At 73.5% G+C, this 1,022-nt stretch carries 1 protein-coding gene; it reads right to left on the reverse strand.

What is annotated here, in order from left to right; all coding sequences use genetic code 11:
* Positions 1-7 precede the first annotated feature (7 nt).
* On the reverse strand, positions 8-949 hold the full coding sequence (locus tag AB0O29_RS36430) for a hypothetical protein (RefSeq protein ID WP_365160861.1): 942 nt from the start codon (positions 947-949) through the stop codon (positions 8-10).
* Positions 950-1,022: the final 73 nt, after the last annotated feature.

Here is a 1,022-nt window from a genome sequence, read left to right on the forward strand (position 1 = left end):
TCAAGCCCTACCGAGTCTGCGCCGGTCTCAAAAACGACGCGCCCGACATCACCGCCACCCACCTCACCCACCACCGCGCGTCCCGAAAACGGCGGGTTGCGGACTCGGCTGCCTGTCCGGTCTTCTTCGCCGCTGCCTCGACCCGGTGGTGGCGCGAGGCAGCGGCAGCAGCCGCCTTCTCAGCGGCCTCCAGCCTCACCAGGACCGTGTGGAGCTCCTCTCGTACGGCTGCCGCTTCACCCCGGGCCCGCTCCAGGACGGTGGCGGCCTCGGCGAGCTCCGTCAGGGCTTGTTCGTGGGCGGCCGTGGCTTCGGCTTCGGCGTGGCGAGCGGCTTCGAGGCGGCGCTCGTGTTCCCGCGCCCGCCGCTCGGCTACCGCATCCCGCACCGCCGCTGGCGGCTGGGTGGAGGGTGCCGGTGGCGTACGGGAGGCCGTGGCTGGGGAAGACGGTACAGCGCCAGGCCCGGGTGCTACGCCTTCGAACCCGACCCGTACCGTCGGGGCACTCGTCAGTCGGCCCGCGAGCCACCGCCGGCCGGCGCCCTCGTCGACGAGGAGGGCGTGGAAGATCTGCTCGATCTCCCGCAGGACACTCTCACTGACCCGCTCCCCCACCTCCCCCGCAAGCTGCACGCTCTCGCGGGCAAGCGCGCCGATCACCCGGTGCCGCTCGTGCGAGAGCACGCGCAGCCGCGCCCCGTCCAGTTCCCGATGCGCGGTCCGCAGCCGGCCGCCCAAGCGAAGGAAGGCGGCTGCGTCGGCGGGTCGTTCGCGGGCGAACAGGCCCGCGGACCAGAGCGCGAGGGTGGGTTTACGCAGGGCGGCGATCCGGCAGGCGGCCTCCGGGCTCTTCTCCTGCCGGGCCCGGGCGACGTATCCGTCACGGGCCGCAGTGAACTGCGTCGGGCGGAGCCCGTACAGCTCGGTGATCACCTGCTCCACATCCACACCCCCACCATGACCCCCACCAGCCCACACCGCACGGCCCCAAGCGCATGGGCGCCGTCGGGCGGGGCCCGGG

Source organism: Streptomyces sp. NPDC089915 (assembly GCF_040684675.1).
In the GTDB taxonomy this organism is placed as follows: Bacteria; Actinomycetota; Actinomycetes; order Streptomycetales; family Streptomycetaceae; genus Streptomyces.